The 23,644-nt window shown below is 30.3% G+C and carries 23 protein-coding genes and 3 pseudogenes; 11 read left to right on the top strand and 15 right to left on the bottom strand.

All coding sequences use genetic code 11. The features are described 5' to 3' along the window. Positions 1-17: 17 nt before the first annotated feature. From METFODRAFT_RS00810 to METFODRAFT_RS00800, 3 genes are all read left to right on the top strand, one after another. Entirely contained in the window at positions 18-1,325 is a 1,308-nt protein-coding gene (locus METFODRAFT_RS00810) for a formylmethanofuran dehydrogenase subunit B (RefSeq protein ID WP_083820821.1), read from the top strand. A gap of 281 nt (positions 1,326-1,606) precedes the next feature. Continuing rightward, complete coding sequence (locus METFODRAFT_RS10835; protein WP_007043610.1) at positions 1,607-2,029, top strand: hypothetical protein; 423 nt, start codon at positions 1,607-1,609, stop codon at positions 2,027-2,029. Between the two features lie 111 nt (positions 2,030-2,140). After that, entirely contained in the window at positions 2,141-2,362 is a 222-nt protein-coding gene (locus METFODRAFT_RS00800; protein WP_245528856.1) for a hypothetical protein, read from the top strand. Positions 2,363-2,702: 340 nt separating this feature from the next. Here METFODRAFT_RS00800 and METFODRAFT_RS11245 read toward each other — a convergent pair. The 4 genes and pseudogenes from METFODRAFT_RS11245 to METFODRAFT_RS00780 all read right to left on the bottom strand — a co-directional run bounded on the left by METFODRAFT_RS11245 (position 2,703) and on the right by METFODRAFT_RS00780 (position 7,392). Then, positions 2,703-4,679: pseudogene (locus METFODRAFT_RS11245) on the bottom strand (cobaltochelatase subunit CobN). A 509-nt stretch (positions 4,680-5,188) separates the two neighbouring features. Beyond that, positions 5,189-5,950, bottom strand: coding sequence for an ABC transporter permease (locus METFODRAFT_RS00790; protein ID WP_007043606.1), 762 nt, complete (start codon positions 5,948-5,950; stop codon positions 5,189-5,191). Beyond that, a complete protein-coding gene (locus METFODRAFT_RS00785) occupies positions 5,947-6,936 on the bottom strand; it encodes an ATP-binding cassette domain-containing protein (RefSeq protein ID WP_007043605.1) in 990 nt (329 codons plus the stop codon). Before METFODRAFT_RS00785 ends, METFODRAFT_RS00790 begins: the two co-directional genes overlap by 4 nt. Continuing rightward, the gene (locus METFODRAFT_RS00780; protein ID WP_007043604.1) at positions 6,937-7,392 is read right to left on the bottom strand and encodes a PadR family transcriptional regulator; all 456 of its coding nucleotides are present in this window, start codon (positions 7,390-7,392) and stop codon (positions 6,937-6,939) included. 65 nt (positions 7,393-7,457) lie between these two features. Between METFODRAFT_RS00780 and METFODRAFT_RS00775 the strand changes: the two genes are divergently transcribed. From METFODRAFT_RS00775 to METFODRAFT_RS10510, 3 genes and pseudogenes are all read left to right on the top strand, one after another. Further along, positions 7,458-8,411, top strand: coding sequence for a nucleoside recognition domain-containing protein (locus METFODRAFT_RS00775; protein ID WP_048115179.1), 954 nt, complete (start codon positions 7,458-7,460; stop codon positions 8,409-8,411). 28 nt (positions 8,412-8,439) lie between these two features. Continuing rightward, positions 8,440-9,314: pseudogene (nifH, locus tag METFODRAFT_RS00770) on the top strand (nitrogenase iron protein). 64 nt (positions 9,315-9,378) lie between these two features. Then, positions 9,379-9,513 carry a transposase gene (locus tag METFODRAFT_RS10510; protein WP_007043599.1) on the top strand — a complete coding sequence of 45 codons (135 nt, stop codon included), beginning with the start codon at positions 9,379-9,381 and terminating at the stop codon, positions 9,511-9,513. A gap of 319 nt (positions 9,514-9,832) precedes the next feature. On the opposite strand, the gene METFODRAFT_RS00765 is transcribed toward METFODRAFT_RS10510, so the two are convergent. The 10 genes from METFODRAFT_RS00765 to METFODRAFT_RS00720 all read right to left on the bottom strand — a co-directional run bounded on the left by METFODRAFT_RS00765 (position 9,833) and on the right by METFODRAFT_RS00720 (position 20,584). Continuing rightward, entirely contained in the window at positions 9,833-10,849 is a 1,017-nt protein-coding gene (locus tag METFODRAFT_RS00765; protein ID WP_007043598.1) for a UDP-N-acetylglucosamine 4,6-dehydratase family protein, read from the bottom strand. Continuing rightward, entirely contained in the window at positions 10,842-11,975 is a 1,134-nt protein-coding gene (locus METFODRAFT_RS00760) for a DegT/DnrJ/EryC1/StrS family aminotransferase (RefSeq protein WP_007043597.1), read from the bottom strand. The genes METFODRAFT_RS00765 and METFODRAFT_RS00760 overlap by 8 nt, the downstream gene beginning before the upstream one ends. Positions 11,976-11,989: 14 nt before the next feature. Continuing rightward, entirely contained in the window at positions 11,990-13,048 is a 1,059-nt protein-coding gene (locus METFODRAFT_RS00755) for a GNAT family N-acetyltransferase (RefSeq protein ID WP_007043596.1), read from the bottom strand. Next, the gene (gene neuC, locus METFODRAFT_RS00750; RefSeq protein WP_007043595.1) at positions 13,048-14,166 is read right to left on the bottom strand and encodes a UDP-N-acetylglucosamine 2-epimerase; all 1,119 of its coding nucleotides are present in this window, start codon (positions 14,164-14,166) and stop codon (positions 13,048-13,050) included. The genes METFODRAFT_RS00755 and neuC overlap by 1 nt, the downstream gene beginning before the upstream one ends. 5 nt (positions 14,167-14,171) lie before the next feature. Next, positions 14,172-15,239, bottom strand: coding sequence for a hypothetical protein (locus METFODRAFT_RS00745; RefSeq protein ID WP_007043594.1), 1,068 nt, complete (start codon positions 15,237-15,239; stop codon positions 14,172-14,174). A gap of 432 nt (positions 15,240-15,671) precedes the next feature. Next, on the bottom strand, positions 15,672-16,715 hold the full coding sequence (gene neuB, locus METFODRAFT_RS00740; protein WP_007043592.1) for an N-acetylneuraminate synthase: 1,044 nt from the start codon (positions 16,713-16,715) through the stop codon (positions 15,672-15,674). Positions 16,716-16,719: 4 nt separating this feature from the next. Further along, positions 16,720-17,409 (bottom strand): acylneuraminate cytidylyltransferase family protein, encoded by a 690-nt coding sequence (locus METFODRAFT_RS00735; RefSeq protein ID WP_007043591.1) that lies wholly within the window; start codon positions 17,407-17,409, stop codon positions 16,720-16,722. A gap of 5 nt (positions 17,410-17,414) precedes the next feature. Then, positions 17,415-18,311, bottom strand: a complete 897-nt coding sequence (locus METFODRAFT_RS00730; RefSeq protein ID WP_007043590.1) for a hypothetical protein — start codon at positions 18,309-18,311, stop codon at positions 17,415-17,417. 10 nt (positions 18,312-18,321) lie between these two features. Then, positions 18,322-19,434 carry a glycosyltransferase family 4 protein gene (locus tag METFODRAFT_RS00725; RefSeq protein ID WP_007043589.1) on the bottom strand — a complete coding sequence of 371 codons (1,113 nt, stop codon included), beginning with the start codon at positions 19,432-19,434 and terminating at the stop codon, positions 18,322-18,324. Next, positions 19,427-20,584 carry a glycosyltransferase family 4 protein gene (locus tag METFODRAFT_RS00720; RefSeq protein WP_007043588.1) on the bottom strand — a complete coding sequence of 386 codons (1,158 nt, stop codon included), beginning with the start codon at positions 20,582-20,584 and terminating at the stop codon, positions 19,427-19,429. Before METFODRAFT_RS00720 ends, METFODRAFT_RS00725 begins: the two co-directional genes overlap by 8 nt. Positions 20,585-20,958: 374 nt before the next feature. On the opposite strand from METFODRAFT_RS00720, the gene METFODRAFT_RS11240 reads away from it, so the two are divergent. The 4 genes from METFODRAFT_RS11240 to METFODRAFT_RS00705 all read left to right on the top strand — a co-directional run bounded on the left by METFODRAFT_RS11240 (position 20,959) and on the right by METFODRAFT_RS00705 (position 22,582). Then, complete coding sequence (locus METFODRAFT_RS11240; RefSeq protein ID WP_245528854.1) at positions 20,959-21,294, top strand: hypothetical protein; 336 nt, start codon at positions 20,959-20,961, stop codon at positions 21,292-21,294. Further along, positions 21,243-21,476 carry a transposase gene (locus METFODRAFT_RS00710; protein ID WP_083820820.1) on the top strand — a complete coding sequence of 78 codons (234 nt, stop codon included), beginning with the start codon at positions 21,243-21,245 and terminating at the stop codon, positions 21,474-21,476. The genes METFODRAFT_RS11240 and METFODRAFT_RS00710 overlap by 52 nt, the downstream gene beginning before the upstream one ends. Before the next feature lie 46 nt (positions 21,477-21,522). Then, a complete protein-coding gene (locus METFODRAFT_RS09790) occupies positions 21,523-21,726 on the top strand; it encodes a hypothetical protein (RefSeq protein ID WP_007043585.1) in 204 nt (67 codons plus the stop codon). 64 nt (positions 21,727-21,790) lie between these two features. Then, entirely contained in the window at positions 21,791-22,582 is a 792-nt protein-coding gene (locus METFODRAFT_RS00705; RefSeq protein WP_007043584.1) for an RlmF-related methyltransferase, read from the top strand. 1 nt (position 22,583) lies between these two features. On the opposite strand, the pseudogene METFODRAFT_RS00700 reads toward METFODRAFT_RS00705, so the two are convergent. Continuing rightward, positions 22,584-23,368, bottom strand: a pseudogene (locus tag METFODRAFT_RS00700) (BtpA/SgcQ family protein). 120 nt (positions 23,369-23,488) lie between these two features. Here METFODRAFT_RS00700 and METFODRAFT_RS11235 point away from each other — a divergent pair. Beyond that, entirely contained in the window at positions 23,489-23,644 is a 156-nt protein-coding gene (locus tag METFODRAFT_RS11235) for a hypothetical protein (protein WP_007043582.1), read from the top strand.

Raw genomic sequence — 23,644 nt, 5'->3', positions numbered from 1 at the left:
ATAAAAGTGTGATGGATATGGTAGAAGTTATTAAAAATGTTGTGTGTCCATTTTGTGGGACACTCTGTGATGACTTAGAAATCCTCGTTGAAGATGGACACATCGTAGGAACAAGAAACGCATGTAGGATTGGAAATGCAAAATTCATGCATTTTGAAGGTGCAGTAAGATATACAGAGCCGTTAATGAGAGAAAACAAAAAAGATGAATTTAAAAAAGTTGATTACGAAACTGCAATAGAAGAAACCGCAAGATTGTTGGTTGAGGCAAAATTACCTTTAATTTATGGATGGAGTGCAACAGAATGTCATTCACACCAATACGGTATAAAGTTGGCTGAGAAAGTTGGTGCAATTATTGACAACACTGCGAGTGTTTGACACGGGCCTTCAGTTTTAGCATTGCAGGACGTAGGATACCCGGTTTGTACCTTAGGAGAAGTTAAAAACAGGGCTGATGTAATTATCTTCTGGGGTTCAAACCCAATGCACGCACACCCAAGACACATGAGTAGATATTCAGTATTTGCAAGAGGATTCTTCAGAGAAAGGGGAAGAAGAGACAGAACACTAATTGTAGTTGACCCAAGGAAAACAGATACTGCAAAGTTGGCAGATGTTCACTTACAGGTTGAACCTCACAAGGACTATGAGTTAATCAGTGCAATGAGAGCAGCATTGAAAGGATTCAAGTTAGAGGTTGATGAAGTTGCAGGAGTTCCAGTTGAGTTAATTTATGAGGCAATGGACATCTGTAAGAACGCTCAGTTTGGAGAACTCTTCTTCGCAATGGGAGTCACAATGACAAGAGGAAAACACAGAAACATCGACAACGCTATCCAATTGATTATTGACCTAAATGCCTACACAAAATTCGGACTAATGCCAATGAGGGGACACTACAACGTAAATGGATTTAACCAAGTATTAACTTGGGTAACAGGTTATCCATTTGGAGTTGACTTCTCAAGAGGATTCCCAAGATTCAACCCTGGAGAAACATGTGCAAACGATGTCTTGCAGAGAGGAGAGACTGACATGATGCTCAACATCGCTTCAGACCCAGGGGCTCACTTCCCACAAAAGGCAGTCCAACATATAGCAAAAATTCCATTGGTTTGCATAGACCCTCACGAAACCCCAACAACACAATTGGCAAACATCATCATCCCACCAGCAATTGCTGGAGTTGAAGTTGAGGGAACTGCTTATAGAATGGATGGAGTTCCAATTGAATTAAGAAAGGTTGTTGAGCCACCAGAAGGTCTTTTACCAGATAGAGAAATCTTAAAAATGTTGGTAAAGAAAGTTGAAGAAATGAAATAAATCAAATAACCTTTTAGATATGAAATAAATTTCCTACAAACCGGGTATCCTACGTCCTGCCCTTTAAAACGCCCGTGGCTTTGAGGGGGAACCCTTCATGGGACCCCTCAAATTAATCTTTTTTTATTTTAGGAAAATAAAACGATAATTTTAAATATTGGAATTTAGTTAATGAAACTTTTTTAATATACTGATAGTGTGATTTAACAATATTAACTTTAAAACCAAAAAATAGAAATAGGTAGTACTTAAATAACTCGTTAAAAAACGGTGCATCTCCTATGCTAGCAGCACTTAATAATATACTCACTAATTCTATAAATAGTTTAGGATTTAGCTGTTCGGAGGAGTTATCTAAGTTCGCACAGGTTAGAACACTAACGCCAATAAAAACTATCAAAGCATTTTCAGAGTATGTCTCGGGAATTCACAGAACGACTATCGTTAAAAACCTACAAAAACTATCAGAAAATGAGTTTTGTTTGTATACTCAACTATCCAACTTCCCGATATTTTTTGATGACAATAGATTTAAATACACTGCAATAATCGATTCAACGCTACTAAGGAGATGGAGTAAAAAGGTTTATGGTTGCAATATTCGATATAACTACATCGAAAGACATAGCAAACCATATCAAGAGCAGATAAACTGCTGTATTTATCACGAAAAAAAGGGATATATTCGATTTACACTACAATAAAACCACTTGGCAAAAAAATCCACAGACATATTCATCGAAATTATTAGATTCTTAACTCATATAGATATCGGGACGGTCGTAGGAGACACTTTTGTAACGACAAAGAAAATTATGAAGGAATCTAAAGAATTGGGAATGGAATATATTGGTAAACTTAGGAAAAACCTGATAGTTGAATATTTCGGTAAGAAGATTAAGGTAGAAGGACTATTTAAGAGGGATTTCGAGAAAGAAAAGCTTAAATTAAGGACTATTAATGGAATAAAGTTTAGATTATCCGAGAAAGTGTCAATATTCCCGATGTTGGTAGAGTTAAAATCGTTGCAGTGTTGATGGAAAATCAGAGATTAGACGAAATGCTTCGCATTTCGTTGCTCGCTTACTTCGTAAGCGAAAACCTAGTATCTGGTCTCTACAAACCATAAAAAGAAGGCAGAGAACATAATAAGCGAGTATATGAAGAGACCAAGATAGAAGAAAGCATAGAAGAGATAAATCGATTTTAGATGTTGAGGGAAATTACCTAACGTCTGAAAAGAGCAATATTGGGTTTGTTAGGTTTATAGCAATGGTATCAAACTGTATAGAATATTTAAGCCACAAATATGGATTATCATTCTATGAAGTGATTAAAGAGTGCAGTAAAGAACTAATAAAGAAAGGATTCTCGTAATCACACTGTCAGTAAACCTTCAATTAGGTTTTCAATTTCTAAAGTGTTATCTGCATATTTTTTAGCAACATCATAGGCATATTTTAATGTTTTTTCATACTCTGGGAATTTCTCTCCTTTTAAGAATCTTTTTACAATTTCTTTTGCCTCTTCATCAATTTCCTTAAGTTCTTTAGAGGTTAATTCCCCATATTTTAATCCCTTCTTTTCGGCAATTAATCTATTTAGGGACTTTATTTCCCCTCTATCGTATCTTGCAATAATGCCCATAAATTCCTCTAAATCCTCCAAACTGTATTTTTCCCCAACTATATGCAAACCTTTTGGGATTATTGCCCTTTTATACTCATAAAGTTTTGCCTCTATTTCATCCAAATCATTTCCAAGATTTAACTTCTCTGCAAGCTCTAACGCTTTTTTCTTAGCTATTTCAGCTCTTGGCTTATCTTTTATTAATGCCTCTCTATATTCATCTAAAAGCTCTTCAAGTTTTGCATATTCATCATAAAGTTCAGATGTGTATGGTGGGGAGTTATAGCTTATCAATGTCCCATACAACCTTCTTTTTGCTATTGTTGCCTCGGAAGTGTTGATGACGTGATAAACATATAGATGTGGTATTGTTCCAATTAAAATGTCTGGGAAGCATTTTGAGCTCAATCCAACTTCTTTCCCCTTCATAAACTCTGCCAATCCATGAGTTCCAAGGTGGATGATGCAATCTGCTTTAAAAACATGCTCAATCCACTTATAGAAGGCAATATATTGGTGATGAGGAGGCTTAGTTGGGTCGTGAATTGCTGAATTTATATCCTCATTGTTTAATGGAGGTCTTGAAGGTTGAACGCCAATGAAAACATTTCCTAAAATAACGCCTGGAATTAAAATGCCATTATCATCAACCATTATATTTCCTGGCGGTTCTCCCCAATACTTTATAACCTCTCTTTTGCATTCTTCTGGCAATGCGTTGAAATATCTTAGATATTCATCAACACTCATCCTTGGACATTCAATTTTCTCTGGTGGATAAAGTTTTGGATTAAAAAGTTTCCTCTCTACAAATAAATCCTTTATTTTTTTGGTTTTCTCAACTTTATAGCCCTCTTATTTTAGTCTTTCAAGGATTCTTTCAACACTTGCAAAGGTGTCTATATATGCAGCACTACCAAGATTCTCCTCCCCTGGAGGGTAGTTATAAATAATTATTGCTATTTTTTTGTCAGCATTCGCTTTTTTCCTCAAATTTATCCATCTATTTACTCTATCAACAAATTTATCAACCCTATCCATTATTGGAACTACATCACAACCTTCTACCCCACAAATAGGAATTGGTTCAACCCCACCATCCATTTCTGGCATCTCAACGGTGGTTATCGTTTGAAGGATATTTAGTCCTCTCTCACTCCTCTCCCAATCCTCTATCTCCTGCATTATCATCATTGCTGGACAGAATAGCTTTGCCTTAATCTCCTTTAAAAGTTCAATTGTTGGTTCTGGATTTCCACCTAATGGCCCTCCATTTAATCTAAACCACAATAAACTAATTATGGCATCTAAATCTTTACCTTTAAAGTATTTTCTCATCGCCTTTAAATTTACAATTCCATCAGAATAGACTGGAATGATATTTGCATCTAATTTATTCATGATTTCTTTTAATGTTGGCTCGCAAGACTCTAAATGCATTCCGCCGTAAAAGATTATCCCAACGGTTGGTTTATTTGGATCGATTTGGGGTTTATAATTATAGCCGTAATCTGGATGATATAAACCAATCTCTGGATATTCTATTGGGTCTTTAATCTTAACTTTAACATTAACTCCTTTTATTTTGCAAATAAATAGGAACATATTTTTGTAATTCTCATAGCCTCCATTTGCCCAATATCTTACAATCCTAATATAATTCCTCGCATCTTTAAAGACGCCAAAAGGCAAAATTTTCCCAGCAGTCTCTATAATCTTTTGCATTCTGTTTATCCATTTCTTCACACTTTCGGGATTTCCTCCATAGGACATATTAACTCCTTTCACCCTACTCATCTTAAAACTGCCAAGTTTTGCAATAGAAAATAGGGAAGAACCTCCAACCAATGCAATAACATCTTTATCCTTGTAATCAAGTTCAGTAATTGCTAATGCATCTCCCCTAACATCAATTAAAACAATATCTGCCCAATCAATAAGTTCTTGAAGGTTATATTTATTCATTTCATGGGCAAATATTAATTTAACATTTGCATATTCCTTAACATCTTCAATAGCCTTTGCAATACTCTTATTTACAACAGTTGAGATGAGAAGGATTTTTATTTTTTTATCTGCCATGTGTATCACTGCACTATTTTTTTAATTTTTTAATTGAGATTTAAAAATCGTAGTTCAAAATGTTTAGAATGTTTAAAATATTTTGAATTATTATTAAAAACTTAGATGAATGTAATAATATATAAAGTTTGTGGAAAAAATAATAAATTAAATCACTCAATAGTCGTTTTTTCAAAAGAATGCATTCCAATCCCCAAGCAGATAATACACAAAATCCCCAAAACAATAAAATCAAAGGTTATTGGGAATTTTGAAGTTCCAATTAAAAAGTATCTCATCCCATCAACTGCATAAGTTAGTGGATTTACATAGGAAAAGATTCTTATCCATGCAGGTAATGCATCAACTGGATAAAATGCCCCACTTAAAAACATTAGTGGGAGGGTGAGCATATTCATTACCAAACCAAATCCCTCTAAACTTGACATCCTCAATGCAAATGCTATGCCAATAGATGAGAATGTCCATGCTAATAAAATTCCAAGTATCAAAACTGGAATAACTGCAGAGACATTTATTGAGGTAATAAACATACAAATTGTTAAGATAATCATTCCCCTTAACAGGGAAGTTATTGAATCCCCCAAAATCCTTCCAAATATTGCCTTACTCCGTGAGACTGGAGCAACTAAAATCTCTTTTAAAAATCCATAATCTTTGTCAATAATAACAGACATCCCACTCATAAAACTTGTTGTAAAGATTGTTATTGCAACAACTCCAGGAACTAAGTAAGTGAGGTAATCAACTCCTCCAAATATCTCTCTTGCTTGAGGAAAATTTAATGCTCTACTCCAACCCAATCCAAAGAATGCAATCCAAACTATTGGGTGTAATAGAGTTCCAATAACTCTTGATTTTGCCCTTAAAAATCTCTTAATCTGCCTGTATGCCATTGTTACTATTACATTCATGCAAAACCCCTCTTTTTTGCAATAATCTTCTTAAAATCAAATTTTCCTCCTTCATCTTTAATGGACTTCCCAGTTAAATGGATAAATACGTCATTTAATGTTGGTTTTCTATAACTAACCTCTAAAATCTCTAAATTATTTTTTAGAGTGATTTCAAAGATTTTTGGGATTGTTTCAGTTGCATTTTTAACCTTTATTTCAAAAATTCCATTAATCATTTTGCAGTTACCAAAATGTTCAGTTAATATATCTTTTATTTTCTCATAGTTTCCATTATTAAACTTTAAATAAACTATATCATCTCCAACAATGGATTTTAGTTCATCAACAGTTCCTATGGCAATGATTCTCCCATTGTCTATAATGGCAATCCTATCAGCCAAGTTCTCTGCCTCTTCCATGTAGTGGGTTGTTAAGAAAATAGTCATATCATGCTCTTCCTTCATCTCTTTAATGTAATCCCAAATATGCATCCTTGTTTGAGGGTCTAAACCAACAGTTGGCTCATCCAAAAACAAAATCTCTGGTTTGTGAATTAAAGCTCTCGCAATTTCTAACCTCCTTACCATCCCCCCACTAAAATATTTAACTACTTTATTTGCATGCTCTTTTAATTCAACGAATTTTAGCATTTCATCTATTCTTTTTCTTAATTCCTCTCCCCTATAACCATAAATTCTTCCATGGATGTAGAGGTTTTCATAGGCAGTTAGTTCCCTATCCAATGTTGTATCTTGAAAAACAATGCCTATTTTTTTTCTAACCTCATTTGGGTTTTTGATAGCATCATAGCCAGCAACTCTTATAGTGCCAGATGTTGGCTTTAACAAGGTTGTAATCATGTTTATAGTAGTTGTTTTTCCTGCTCCATTAGGTCCCAGGAAGGCGAAAACTTCTCCTTTTTTAACCTTAAAACTAATGCCCTTCACTGCATAAAAGTTTCCAAATTTTTTTGTTAAATTTTCTACTTCTATCACATACTCCATTTAATCTCCTCCAAAAATTATTAAGTTGATTCTTTTTGCAGAATCTTTTAAAATTTTTTTAAGTTCTTCTTTTTGTTTATCGTTGAGATTGTGGAAATTTTTTATAGCCAATTTTATTGATTCTTTCAATTCCTTTCCTCCCAATTCATGAAAACCCCTAACTGCTTCAATATGAGAGAAAATTTTTTTCAATTTTTCTTCATTTTCTTTTAAATATTTCCTTCCTTTTTCAGTTATTCTATAAAGTTTTTTATCTCCCTCTTTTGTTTTTATCGCCTCTATATATCCATTCTTTCTCAAACTTTGCAATGTTGGATAAATAACTCCAGAACTTGGTTTATAATAAACAAATAGTTCCTCTAATTTCTGCATTAATGCGTAGCCATGCAGTTCCTCTTTATCCAAAAGATACAATATAAGAAGTTTTAAAGAACCCCTTATATGCTCATGTTTCACACTTTCACCAAAGTTTTTTATACTATATCTTTTGATATGTCTATATACATGGGGAATATAAAAAGGTGGTGGTTGTGGATTATCTAACACCATTAGTGGAGAGTATTAAAATCTCTGCCTACTACACAATAAAAATATCAACTATTGTTTTAATAACAGTGTTTGTTGTAAATTATATCATGAACACTGGAATTATGAAAAAATTTAGTGATTTATTATCCCCAATTTTAAAAAAATTAAAGATAAATCCTCTTTCAATATCATCAATTTTGGCATGCTTTTTCAGCCCAACTGTTGGATATTCAATTTTATCAGAAGGATTAAAAGAGAATAAAATAAATGAAAAAGAGATTATAGGCACTTCTTTAGCTAATTCATTTCCTTCAGTTTTGTCTCACACATTCACATTCTTTATTCCAGTTGTTGTGCCAATCTTAGGTTGGACAGGAATTTTGTTTGTTTTAATAAGATTAGGGGTTGCTTTAGCAAAGACAATAATTGGATTTGTCTATTTGTCAATTGTATCAAAAGATTATTCTTTTGAAATGCAAAATATAAATAAAATGGATAAAAAAGAAAATGCAAAGAAATCATTTAAAAGAACTATCAAATTTGCTAAAAGATTGATACCAATTTTGTTTTTTATGATGACTTTGGTTATCTATCTATCCAAAGTTGGATTTTTTGATTATGTTGAGAGATTTGTTCAACCAATAACAAACTTATTAAATCTAAATCCCAATGTTGGAATTTTGGCATTGACGGAGATTATGAATGTGCAAGCGGCAATAGTTATGGCTGGTGGATTTTTAAATGAAAATATCTTAACTCCAAAAGAGGTTTTAATTGGATTAATCATTGGAAATGTCTTAACTTTTTCTACAAGGTATGTTAAACATTCTCTACCTTTACATGTTTCTCTATTTGGAGCTAAGTTAGGGACTAAAATAGTTATGATTAATGCAATCATTACTCTAATATTAGATATTTTTATAATAGTTGGATTACTATTAATTTAACTTTGTTGTAATAAAGTTTTGTGAAATTATGAGGAAATTTTGTGTCTATGGAAAAGGAGGTATTGGAAAATCTACAACTGTCTCAAATATAGCAGCAGCTTTGGCAGAGAGCAAAAAGAGAGTTTTAGTTGTTGGCTGTGACCCAAAGGCAGATACTACAAGAAATTTAGTTGGAAGGAAGATCCCAACTGTTTTAGATGTTTTTAGAAAAAAAGGAGCAGAAAATATGGAATTGGAGGATATAGTTTTTGAAGGTTTTAGAGGGGTTTATTGTGTTGAATCTGGAAGGCCTGAGCCGGGAGTTAGTTGTGCTGAAGAGGAGTTATTACAGCAGTTGATATGCTAAATAGATTAGGAGCATTTGAAACATTAAAGCCGGATGTTGTTATTTATAATATTTTAGGGGATGTTGTTTGTGGAGGATTTGCAATGCCCTTACAAAAGCACTTGGCTGATGATGTTTATATTGTAACAACCTGTGACCCAATGGCAATCTATGCGGCAAATAACATAAGCAGAGGAATAAAGAGATATGCAAGTAGAGGAAAAATAGCATTGGGAGGAATTATTTACAATGGAAGGAGCGTTATAAATATTCCAGAGATTGTTGAGGACTTTGCTAAAAAAATTGGAACCCAAATTATTGGAAAAATCCCAATGAGTAATCTTATAATAAAATCAGAAATTCATAAAAAAACTGTTATTTAGATGTTTCCAGATAGCGAGATAGCAAATACATTTAGAGAGATTGCAAAGGCAATTTATGAAAATAAGAATAGGGTGATTCCAAATCCGTTATCAGAGGAGGAGTTGGATGAAATTACTGAAAAGATTGATGTTCTAAATATATATAGAACTTTCGCAATATATTATTTTTTTAAGAAAGCATCCCTTTCTTTATAAAATAAAAATCGCTCATCTTCACTTACAATTACATATATAAATAATAATCGCGATATATAATTTTATGAGCGTCGAAGTATATAAGTTATTCATACCAAAGGATGAGGAGTGTATTGCAATTATAAGGGAGATTAGATGGAGTGATAGATATACTTGCCCATATTGTGGTTCGAAAGATGTTGTAAAGATACAGATGTAATTCGTGTAAAAGACACTTTAACGACCTAACTGGAACTATATTCGCTAAAAGGCGAATACCTTTAGGAGAGATGTTTTACATAAAAAGATTTCTAATCATTTAACAGTTAATCACGCATCGAGGGAATACTCTACGGAATATAACTGCGAATGCTTCCATTCGATAATCAAACCTTATCTAAGAAAACATCGAGGCATTAGTCGAAAAAATCTCCACCTATATGTAAGCTTCTATACATTTATATGCAACTATAAATCGAATTGGTTCTCTGAATTACTTATAATCATGTTAGGTAATGATACTTGAAGATGGGCGACTATCATATATAATTGATTTCTACCAATATACTTTTAATCTTATCTTTATTTAAAAATTTAGCATCTTTTGAGTTGTAGGTTATTTTTTTATTTTTATTATTTGTATTTGCTTCATAAGGATGAACAACAAACATATCTTCTAACTCTTCTAACTTATAAATTTCCTCTTCAACAATTAGTTCTTCATACAACTTTTCACCAGGTCTTTTTCCAATGATTTCAATTTTAATGTCTTCTGGATTATAACCATATTTTGGGGCAAGTTCTTCAATAACAACTTCAATTAAATCCTTAATTTTCACAGAAGGCATTTTTAAAATAAATATTTCCCCACCTTTGGCTAAATAACATGCCTTTAAAACTAATTTAACTGCTTCGTTAATAGACATTATAAATCTTGTCATTTCTGGATGGGTTAAAGTTACAGGCCCCCCTTTCTTTATTTGTTCTTTTAGTAATGGTAGTATAGAACCTCTTGAATTTAAAACATTCCCAAATCTAACAACAGAAAAAGATGTTTTTCTTTTTCCTTTATATAAATTTGCTGAAATTGTTAATCTTTCAGATAATAATTTAGTTGCACCCATAACATTTACTGGATTTACTGCTTTATCAGTGCTTATTGTTATAAATTTTTCAACTTCTTCATCCAATGCCACTTCAATCAAATTTTGAGTCCCTATAACATTGGTTTTTACTGCTTCGAAGGGGTTGTATTCGCAGAGGGGAACGTGTTTTAACGCTGCTGCATGGAATACAATATCAACACCCTCAATTGCTCTTTTTAACCTATCTTTATCCCTAACATCCCCAATAAAACATCTAATTTTATCAGAGTTTAACTCGTTTTCTAATTCAAACAATGCAGTTTCGTTTATATCTAATACCCTAATTGCCTTTGGATTAAAATTCAATAATGTTTTTACGATTTCTTTTCCTATTGAACCAGTCCCCCCAGTAACTAAAATAACTTTACCTTCGTAGAATTTTTTTAACTCATTAAACTGAGATTCATCCATTTTTACCCCCTTCAAAAAATTCTTTTATTGTGTTGATGATATAATTTAATTCATCTTTGTTCATGTGAGGATACATTGGAAGTGTTAGAATTCTTGATGAAATATTTTCTGTCGTTGGCAATTTTATATTATAACCGAGTTTTTTAAAAACTGAATATTTATGGCATGGTTCAAAATAAATTTTTGTTGCAATTCCTTTTTCTTTTAAATAATTCATTAATTCATCCCTAATTTTGTTATTTTCTAAAATAATGCTATACAATTGATAAACAGCAAAATAATTCTTTGGTGGTTTTATAACATTTATTCCATCTATTTTATTCAACTCTTTATTTAAATATTCTGCGTTTTTTCTCCTCATTTCTATTAGTTTATCAACTTTATTTAGTTGGGAAATTCCTAAGGATGCTAAAATTGTTGATAAACGCCAGTTATGTCCAATATCAACATAGTCGGTTATTGACTGTCCTTCAAAATAATTTCTTTCAGAAATTCTCCCATAAGATACAATAAGTTTCAGTTTTTTATACAATTCTTCGTTATTAGTTACTACGCAACCTCCCTCACCCGTTGTAAATATCTTATTCTGACAAAAACTAGATATTGCAGAATCTCCAAAAGTTCCTACATTTTTATCATTAACCTTTGCTCCAAATGCCTCTGCTGCATCCTCTATTAGGATTAGATTATAGTCCTCAGCAATTTCTTTAAGTTCTTTTATTTTGCAAGGCATTCCTCCATAGTGGATTGGCATAATTGCCTTTGTTTTATTTGTCATTTTCTCTAAAACATCGTCAGGATTTAACCCTAATGTCTCTTCTTCAATATCTGCAAACACTGGCTTTGCATTTACATATAGTGGGGCAATAGCCGTCGCTATAAAAGTAAATGATGGAACAATTATTTCATCTCCTTCTTTAAAATCATAGACCTTCATTAAAGCATGCAAAGCAGAACTCCCAGAATTAAAAACAACACAATACTTTGAACCAATATATTGGGAGATTTTGTTTTCAAATTCCTCAATCTCTTTTCCTGAACTCCAAAACATTCCTGATTTTATTATTTTTTCAACTGCTTCTATATCTTCCTCATCCCAATAAATTTTAAATAAAGGGATTCTCATTCTATCACACAATATTAAATGATATTGATATCATTGATTTTTCTATATAATGGAAAAAATCTATCATCTTTATTTAATCCAGTAATATTTATAAGTTTGTTATATATTTCATTATTAAATATAATTTTTCCAATATAAAATTGTTTATAGTTGTTTGAAAATCCTGATTTGTATTTGAACAATGAATCATTGCTTCCTCTCCCCCCGCCTAAAAATAGATACTTAAAATTGTTTTTTTTTCCATATTTTATTGCTTCCCATATTATTAAGTCATTGGGATATACCCCTTTAATTTTAAAAGATCCTGATAAATAATAATGTAATATATTTTTTCCTTTAATGAAAATACTAGCGCCTATGCATCTGTTGTTATGTTCTATAGTTATTAATAGTGCCTCTAAGTAATTAAAGTGATCTTTTATAAAATCTTTAGTAAAATAATATTTCTTTGGAGATTCGTTTCTTCTTAACATTTCATTATAACACAACATAAAATTGTCAATGTCTTCAGGGCTTGGATCCAAAATTACATTTACAATACATCCTTCTTTTATAGTTTTTTTTATATTGTATTTATGTCCTTTCTTTAAAGATTTATATATAGTATCAATATCTTTCCTTAAATCTATTACCACAGTGTCGTTTATATATTCTATACTAAATACATTATTTAAATATTTATAATTTTCAAAAACAGGATGAAATCTTATGAACTCACATACATAATTTTTAGACTTACAATAATCATAATAATCTTTTTTAAATTTAATTAAGGATCTTTTTATGTGGTCTTTATCATTAGATTTGGTAATAATTAATGGACCTCCATATCCATAAGGTGTTGTTAAATCAAAATATTTAAAATCTTTGAATAGAGGGATTTTACTTATATCTCTAATTAAATGACCAAGGAAGATATTTATATTGTCATCTTCCCAATAAATACCTTCAATATCCACTCTATAATGTCGTTTGTAAATCTTGAAGTATTCGTACTTAAAATATACATCATCAAACATTTCAAAATTTTTTAAAATATTATTCCAGTCTTTTTTAGAGGTGATAACTTCCATTATACCACCTTATTTAATATATTTAGAATTATTTTTGTGATTTTTAAAAATGCTGTGCCATTTCCATAGGGGTTTTTAATATTTTTCAATTTTTCTTTAAAATTAATATCATATAGTGCTCTATAAATAGATTCTTTTATTTTTCCTTTGTTATATCCAACAAAAATAACATTTCCTCCTGTTAATCTACCTCTTTGTCTATTACCAACATGAATAAAGGGTTTTTTAAAACTTGGTAATTCTACGATACCAGAACTCGAATTTCCAATCATTAAATCACAAATATTCATCAATCCTAAAAAATCTTTCCTATTTATGTGTGGGAATACCTTTATAAAGTCATATTTTGAGGAATATTTTTCTAAATAATTATTTATGGTGTTACCTCCTGCATCACAGTTTGAATATATCGCAATTGTTTGAAGTTTTAATTCAGCAATTGCATCTAATATTGATTTAATTTGTACTTCTATATCTTTAAATTCTTTTGTATTTGGGTGGTATATTAACAATGCTAACGGTTTCTTTTTATTAATGTTAAATTTTTTTACAATTTCTTCTTCTGATGTAAAATTTCCTAGGTATATATCATCCAATCCTGGCTCACCAACAATAAATACTCTTTCTTTTGGAATACCCATCCTTATTAGCCTGTTATAACTTTCAATATTACCAACTAAGTGATAATCAGCAAACATTGAAATTGCATATCTTATTTTATTATCTATGGACTCAGATATATCTCCTCCACCATGATGGACAACAGGAATATTCAGATAAGAACCAATAATTGCTCCTGCCAATGCATCTCCCCTATCTCCTTCAACAAATATTAATTTTGGATTTAATCTTTCAACAATTTGTGTTATTCCGTATAACTCAATCCCAAGAGTTTTTACCATCGTCCCTAAAGAATTTGAATCTAACAAAGATTCAACTTTTTCTACATCAAACCCGTCTTTCTCTATTTCTTTTACCGTATATCCATATTTTTCACTTAAATGCATACCAGTGGCAATAATTTTTAATTTTATATATTTTTTGAGTTCTTTTAATGTCCGTTTCATTAATGAGTATTCCGACCTTGAATCCGTTATAAAAACCACATCACAAGACATTTTTATCACCAATATTTACGATTTAGTAAATTGACAATACACTTCATTTCTTTCAATCCGTACCTTTGATCAATAGGCAAAGATAAAATATTTTTAGATAACTCATGTTCATATCTAAACTTACGAGGTACATCATTGGGCAATTCCCAGTGAATTGGTGGATATATTTTAAATTCAATTAATTTTTTTCTATATGTTTCTCTTATTTTTTCATTTTTAAATAATATTGGCATAAAAAAAGGACTTTCAACTTTTGTTTTTTCAAATAATGGTTTAATAACTTCATTATTAAGATTATTATAAAAATAATTTAAATTCTCTTTTCTTTTCGATAGTAGTTTATTAATATTTAAATTTTGTAATATTTCTAATGAAATCGGAGGAATATCAAATATTTTAATAATACTATGATCTTTTAATTTCTCGTAATTTTTGTATAATTCAAGGAAATATTCTTTTAAATTTTCGTTATTGTTGGTAATATAGTATTTTTTTAAAAACATTGCCTCTAACATTTTAATATACTTGTTATATTTACATTTATTAATATTTATAAAATTTTTACAATAAATAACCCCCCCATCAGGTATGGGAAAGATTTTTCTTAAACTTGCAACCATTATAACATTCTCACTTTTTATTTTAAATCTTTTTTTATTAAATATAGAGTGTGTTATATCTAATATTATCAAATTATTCTCTGAAAGTTCCTCAATTTCTTTATTGGACAATACCTCTGTTCCAAAGTAATCTATAATGTAAATTAAGGAGTTTTTTAATGAGAAGTTTATATTGGGTCTTAAGGGATGCGTATGTCCGTAAAAATCAAATTTTAAAGATAATTCTTTAAAAGGTTGAAGTATAGAACCGCATAAATAAGATGGCAAATAAATTTTTTTATCTTTTAATTCACTTATAAAATTAAGTAATACTGCTTTTATTGCCTGCCTACCATCCCCAACAAAAATACTGTTAAAATTTGAACCATATCCTGTTTTAATATTATACAACGCACTATTAGTTTCTTTAACATTCTCATAGTCTGGAAATTCAAAAAAAGAACCAATTTCCATTTTATCACGACTAAGTTTTTTTACATACTATTATAGCAAATTTAAGGTATTTTTCCATATTTTCATAACCCCTAATTAAAATTTCCTTACTACAAATTTCAAATCCTGAATTTTTTAGCAAGTTAATTAAATCATCATATTCTGCAAAATATTGAATACCTTGATTTGCTAAAGGTCCTTCTTTAACATCTACAACCGTATCTTTATCTATTAATTTGTTTTTATCATATCCCCCGAATCTTTAAGGATACATCAAAACCCTCTCTTAATAAAAACCACACATTTGCACCTTGACCAGTTCCCAGTTCCAATATTTTTATATTTTTCCTATTTCTTTTCCATATTTGAAAAAATTTTTTCCAATAAATCTCACTAACTCTTCGTTAGGATATTTTCCCCATTCTCTTTCTTTATGTATTTTTTCCCATTTATTCATTCTAAATCCCCCCATTTTAAAACTTCATCTTTTTTAATGTCTCTTTTTGCCTTCTTTCCAATAACAACATTTAAATACTTTGGTTCAATTCCAGTCCCAGGTCTTTTTATGGCAATCATTTCCTTTTTTATAACAGTTCCTTTTGGAATATCCATATTGGCTACTAAACTCCTCCTTGCAACTTTTTTAATCTTTTCTTCCTCGGGAGTTGGTCTTTTTATTCCGTCTCCTAATGCTTTTTCAATTAAACGGATAGCATTAACCATCTCTTTCAACTCTTCTGGATTTAGAGATGCCTTATGGTCTGGACCCGGCAAGTTTTTATCAACAGTAAAATGTTTCTCAATAACAACAGCCCCCAAAGTTACAGCACTTATTGGAGCATAGATTCCTAAACTATGGTCAGAGAATCCAACAAGTAGTTTAAAAGCTTCTTTGAGAGTTTGTATGGCTCTTAAATTTAAACTTTCAAAACTTGCAGGATAGTTTGTTATACAATGCAACAAAATCAAATCATCATTTATCTCCCTTATTGTATTTACTGCCTCCCCCACTTCTCCTAAAGTCCCCATACCTGTTGATAATATTATTGGTTTTCCTTTCTCAGCAACATATTCCAAAAATGGCAAATTTGTTAAGTCAGTTGAAGATATTTTAAATGCAGGTACTAAATCATTCAAAAAATCGGCACTTTCAAAATCAAATGGAGTTGATAAAAATATTAAACCTTTCTTTTTTGTGTATTCATAGAGTTCTATAAATTCATCTTCACTAAGTTCAAGTTTTTTTATCATTTCATATTGACTTTCGTCAGTTCCAGTATTTTTTATCTGATACTCTGCTTTTGGAGTATCTTTAGCAACAACCTTCTCTGTTTTAAATGTTTGGAATTTTATAGCATCAACCCCACATTCTGATGCAACATCAACCAATTTTTTTGCCAACTCAATATCTCCGTTATGATTAACCCCTGCCTCTGCAATTATAAATGTTGGCTCATTTTCTCCAATGACTTTATTTTCAATTTTTATTTTTTTCATTGTATCACTTTTTATTTTTTAAGATAAATTCTGCTAAGAGAAAATCAAATTCGTTATCAATATCAATACTTCTTTCTGGTGGCATTATGTAAGCAATGGTCTTTGGAGTATAAAATGTTTTATATTCTTTTAATATGTTAACATAAGATATAAATATTGCACCATTTGGCATGTAACTTTTAGGCAACTCTTGCCTTCTCTTTCTAAAATACTCCTCCCCAAATAATGGCTTTAAAAATCTATTTTCGATCTTTAAACTCCAAAATGGTGGATGTTCATTCTCTTTGACACTAACTAATGATAATGCCTCTTTATTATTTAAAAATAACTCAATTGCATTGTCAATATCCTCTGTAGTTCTTAATGGAGATGTTGTTTGAAGTAAAACCAAAATATCAAAAAACATCCCTCTTTCCTCAAACCAATTTATTGCATGTATTATTGCATCTATTGTTGGTGAATCATCTCTTGCTAATTCTTTCGGTCTTAGAAATGGAACTTCTGCTCCACATTCTTTTGATACTTTGGCTATTTCTTCATCATCCGTTGATACCACAACCTTATCAATATATTTGCTATTCTTTGCATACTCAATCGTCCAACCTATTAATGGCTTCCCCAATAGTGGTTTTATGTTCTTTCTTGGAAGTCCTTTACTTCCCCCCCTTGCTGGAATTAATCCCAAAATTTTCATAACTTTCAATCCTCATTTAGTTTATATATTGGCAGTTTTTTAGCGAGTAAAGATTTTGAATTATACACATAAAGCTCAGTACCTTCTTTTTTCAGTGTATCTACAATATCGTCAAGATGTTTTATTATATAGGGGTATGTCCTATGAACATCTTTATATGATTTTCCAATATCCTCCAATCCATCCCTATTCTCGTCCCTGTTTAGCCAGAAGTATCTACTATCATACAAATCTACACCAACTAAAACAATTTTTTTAAACCCCATTATATAAGAAATGTGAATAGCATCTAATAGAGTAGCCCCCCCACTATAAATCCCTCCATGATATATTTTTGATAAATCTTTCTTAAAGCCAAATTTGTTTATTATATTATTTGCATAAAATATATACTTTCTATTTCTTAAAAATCCACTTTTTATAATTAAATATGTTGTGTCCATATTTAAGTTTATAAATAAGATTGAATCTTTGTAACAATTTTTGTTCAAATTTTCCAAATATTTTACAAAATTTTGATCCTTGGAAACATTTTCTATATCATATTTACCATGCACTGACCTATGAATCTCTCTAACAATGTAATAATCAATAGGTATATAGCACTTATTATGAAACCAATTAAAGCTAAGGGTATTATGTTTTCTGAACATGTTCCACTCTTCTTTAGATATTTCATTTATGGAATATCCCGAACCAAATATAAATATAGTATCTGATTTTTTTGTATTTTTTATAATCTCCTTTAAGGTTAGGGGTTTGAGATTATATTTTTTAATATACCATCTGTTAATAACACTCCACATATAAGTATAGGGGTTAAATACCCTACATATATGGGGATTAATAAAACTTAAAGCTGGTTTTATAAATCTACCGTAAAACCTCATCATATTCTTCATTATTCCACCATCAATATTTCATCCAATCATTAAAATAATTTGATATTTTTTTGCACCTTTCTTCCCAAGTATAAACCTTAATTTTTTTATAAGCGTTATATACCAATTTATTTTGTAAATCTTTATCGTTTATAAGTTTTTCTATCTTTAATGCTAAATCTTCCTCATTATCTGCCTTAAAAAATAAAACTTCATTCTCACTAACGACTTCCCTGATGCTGGGTAAGTCACTTGCTATAATCGGTCTTTTAGATGCCATATATTCAAATAACTTTAATGGAGATGTATATTTAATTGAAATTTCATACTTGGAAGAGTTTGGAATAACTAAAATATCTGATGCCTTTAAAAACAATGGAATTTTAGAGTTTTCAACAAATGGTATAAAAATAATATTTTTATTTTTATATTCTTCCCTTAACTTACTTACCTGTTCTTCATTACCACCAACAACCAAATAGGCAATATTTTCTTTATTTTCTAAATGATCATAAGATTTTAAAAAAGTCTTATAGCCCTTCCAATTCTGTAAACTCCCCGTGTAAGTTACTATTATTTTACCCCTTGGTAATTCCAATACATCTCTTGCTTCTTCTTTTGAAATATTAATATCAAATTTCTCTAAATCGACACCATCGTGCAATACTTTTATTCTATCTGAATTAAACCCTAATTTCGTTAGATCATTTTTTAGCCCTTCACTAATAACTACACAACAATACAAATTCTTGAATGTTCTTTTAAATAAAAAATGCCAAATTTTATCTTTGGATGCGTCATGCAACTCATAAATAACTTTCTTACTTTTAAAAAATTTTGAAACCAAAAAAGCGAATATTAAATCTCTTGTATAAATCCAATTATAATCACTTTTAAGCCTTAAAAACTTTAAAAATAATAATAAACTCCTTATATAATAGTTTCCAATAGGTTTTAAAGAAATTAAATTAAAATCAACATCTTCTCCATAAAGATTCTTAAGGATTTCTTTATCACAATTAAAACTCAATAATGTGATATTTTGTCCGATTTTTTTAAATGCCTTACACATATTTAGAACTTGAATTCTGTTAGCACAAGGCTTTGAAAAATCAGCATTATGTACATATAATATTTTATCCATTTTTACTCACCAATCTGTAAATTTCAAAAACTCGTTTTCCATAATTCTCCCAAGTGTATTGTTCTGCTTTCTTTCTTGCCCTTTTTCCAAATTCTTCAATCTTTTCTCCATTATTGTAAAAGAATAGAATCTTCTCCTTCAAGCTCTCAACATCCTGTATTGGAATTATAAAACCTTCTTTTCCATCTTCTACAATACTTCCAGCATTTTCTGTAGTTATAACTGGCAATCCACAAGATAATGCTTCATAAACTGACTTAGCAGACCCCTCCAACAAAGAAGGAAACACATAGATGTGGTTTTTTGGTAATTCCTCATTTATATTATCTACAAAACCATAGACCTTTATATTATACTTTTCTGCATCTTTAAAATATTTTTTAACCTCTGGATAAACCCTACCATATATGTTTAACTCAGCATCTTTTAGGTTCAATCCTTTCCATGCTTTAATTAAATAAGGAATGCCTTTTCTATTATTAACATTTCCAGAAAACGCTACTCTAAATATTCCACTGTAACCCTTTTCAATTGGCTTAAATTTTTCCACATCTACACCAAAAGGCACTATAAAGATTTTTTCTTCATCAATTCCCTCATTTATTAAAGATTTTTTTACAAAGTTTGATGGTGCTATATAATAATCTATATATTTTAGAGCATCCTTTACATATTTCGAAACTTCCAATTTTTCTCCTTTGAATAAAATGTTATAGTCCTTAATTTCCTTTAAAACATTTGGAAATGCCATTGGAACATCTTGGATAATTTTTATATTTGGATTTTTTTCTTTTATGTGTTTATAGACCCTTGGCAAAAATTCCCATGAATGAATTATACTATATTCCCTCAAATCTATTTTTTTTAGTTTTTTTATAGTGAAATATTCAAATATATCATTTTTAACTTCATTGGCTGGAAATTTCTTTGACACATATATAGGAATCGCAGTTAATATCTTCATAACTATATCCGAATGCGGAAAAATCTGAACAATATTGTAATCATCTTTAAGGTTCTTATTATACCCCCTACAAATTATTTTTAATATGTTGTTATGTTTAATTAATTCATCACCTATTGGTTTTGCCCTTGCACCAATTGTGTTTTTGGTGCCAAAATCAGAATTTAATAGAAATAGAATTTTCATAATTTTACACCCTAATTCTTATTGATAATTTTTTTATTGTTTTACTCTACAAATGGCAATTAATAAATGGAGACAATTATCTTATTTCTACTCATTTTTTCACCAAATGTGATTAATATCATATTTTTAATTGTAATTATTTTTAACGGTAGTTCCCATCAAATAGATAAATATATAACTATATGATTATAGATTACTACAAAAAAATAGTTGGAGGTAATAACATCGTAGATAAATCTAAAATTCCGAGAATTAAGCGTTTAATAAATCTTATGCGAGCTAAGTTTTACCTAATAGTCGTCAAATACAAATCGCCATACACACGCAGAGAGAAAATATCTCTCTTAGACTTAATAATCTTTTCGGTTCTTTGTATGATATACTTTTCGGGAGTTTATAAGAGGGATTATGAAATACTAATCGAATATTTAGGACTATTTACAAAAATTAGATATAACAAGATTGTTGAACGAATAAATAGATATGAACAACTTTTATTCGAGATTCAAAAGACTTTCCTAAACAAAAATTGTTTATTATTCATAGATACAATCCCAATTGAAACGAAAAAATCCGTAAGGAAGGGAAGACATGAAAAAATTGGATACTCGGAACTTATTAAAAAAACGGCAGTGTTGGATATAACCCATCGAAAAGACTGTGGTATTATGGATACAAAGCAACTTATATTACCGATGGGTTGTATCTAATGTTGATATCCATAAATCCTGCAAATCAGCATGATTTGGACATTCTAAAAGAAAATTTTAGAGGGTTTGTTCGGGAATTTATGAACTGCAGTATAATCGGAGACAAAGGATATATAGATAAGGGCTTCGAAAACTTATTAAGGCAGGGGAAAGTTTATTTCGAAGCGATAAAAAGAAATTAGGCAAACTCTTCGAGTTTGCTACTCGCTTGCTACCGCAAGCGAAAACATGATTAAATCGTTTATAGAGAGAACAAAGTATAAAATATTGAATAAGTTGAGAAAAAGCATTGAGACCAACTTCTCAAAGTTAGTTGCGATGTTTTCTAAGCATATTCACGCTGTAAGCAAGAAAGGGCTGAGTGTTAAGCTCTTACTCTTCACAATCGCTTATAATCTTAAAGTGTTAGATGAAGTTAATTCAATTAAATAAATATTTAAATTTGTGATGGGAATTACGGTTTTATAAACAATTTACACTTTAAAAAGGGATTTTGATGATAGGATTAAAGATAGAAGATGCTATTAAAATCAACAAAAATTTAGAGAAATATGTTGTAGAGAAGAATGGAAAAATGAGGTTGAACTTAAAAAATAAGATAGCGTTGATAGAATACAACAAAACGATATTAAAAGCATTATTTGGACTAGATGTTGAATTCCACAAAGAGGCATTAGTTCCTACACCAGTAAATAGGTATTTGTTTGTGCAATCTATAGACAGGTCTTTAAAAAAATTAAAAAACCAGAAGGAAATAAACATTTTAGAGATAGGTACTGGAGCAACGACAGTAATTGCTCTAATAGCAGCAAAATGCTTTAATTACAACGTTATTGCTACAGAGGTTGTTGATGAATATTTGGAGTATGCAAAGAAGAATGTCTTAAAGAACAATTTAGAAAATAAAATAAAAATAATACATTCAAAAGGCAACATTATCAAAAATATCCCAGAAATGGAGAATAGAAGGTTTGATGTTATTTTATCTTATCCTCCATTCTATGACAAAAATGCAGTAAGTAGTGGAAGGAAGTTTGGCGGTGCTTTGGCAAGAGATGTTGAGTTGATTGGTGGGGGGAAATACGGAGAGGAATTTTCCCTGCAAATAATTGAAGAAGGGATTGATTTTTTAAATGAAAATGGTATTATTGCTTTAATGATGCCAAAAAAACCAGAGGAAAGGAGGAAATTAATCATTGAAAAAATGAAGGAAGTTGGGTTAAGTGTTGAGGTTGACGAAATTAGAACTGGAAATAGGTTGAGGTATATTATCAAAGGAATAAAATAATTCATTTATTATTTTTTCTTAAATTATTTACCAAATTTGCAATCTTCTTTACCCTTTCAGTATCTATATCGTTTTTAACATTTCCATCTTTTTTAAGGAAAGTACCGACAATAAAACCATCCACATAATCCCAGAGATTTTTTAAATTATCCAAGTTGGTGCCTGAACCAATCAAAACAGGGAGGGAGAGAGTTCTTTTGCCTTCTTAACTTTCTCCAAATCAACCTCTGAATCTGTTCTTTTCCCACTTACAATTATTGCATCTGCTAAACCCCTCTCAACAGTATCTAAGATTGCCTCCTCAAACTCGTTAAAATGCGTTGCGTGTTTAACATGCACATCTGCAAAGATTTTTATGTTACTTGGAACTCTCTTTTTTAAATTAAATAATTCATTTGCAATACCTTCAATAATCCCCTGGTCGGTAAATACAACGCCTGTTAGAACATTCACTCTAATAAAGTCCCCTTTAATAGTGTATGCGATTGAATAAGCAGATAAAGCATCATTCCTTAAAACATTTACTCCAATTGGAATAGAAACTTCTTTTTTAATCTCCTTTCCAATTACCGTCATTGCAGAGATAGTTATTTTTTCAGATTCTTTTGAAAATGGCATGTCGTTAAAGTTCTCAATTATCAAAGCATCAAAGTTCCCTTCTTCAAGTTTCTTTGCCTCGTTTATAGCATGCTCAACAACCTCATCGAAATTACCATCATACAAATATGAGGCAGGGAGTGGTTTTAAATGCACAACTCCTATTAGTAATTTGTTTTTGAAATCCATAATCTCATCTCCAATAATTTTAATAACATATAATGATATATAGAAAAACATTTTGGATTTGTTTTCTGGAGTTTTTAGAATTTATTTACATCATTAAAATAATAATTAAAAGGTGAAACTTTGTATATAGAAGATACAGTTTTACTCGGAAGGAATTTTGATGAATATTTGAGGATGTTTAATTTGACAGAAGACATATTAGTCAATAAAATATTGGACGTTACGTCTGGAGTTAGTTCTTTTTGTGCAGAGGGGAATGCAAAGGGATATAATTAA

Source organism: Methanotorris formicicus Mc-S-70, assembly GCF_000243455.1.
Lineage (GTDB): Archaea > AGJL01 > Methanococci > Methanococcales > Methanococcaceae > Methanotorris > Methanotorris formicicus.
The sequence above is the reverse complement of the archived record's forward strand: the minus strand, read 5'-3'. Positions and strand labels throughout refer to the sequence as shown.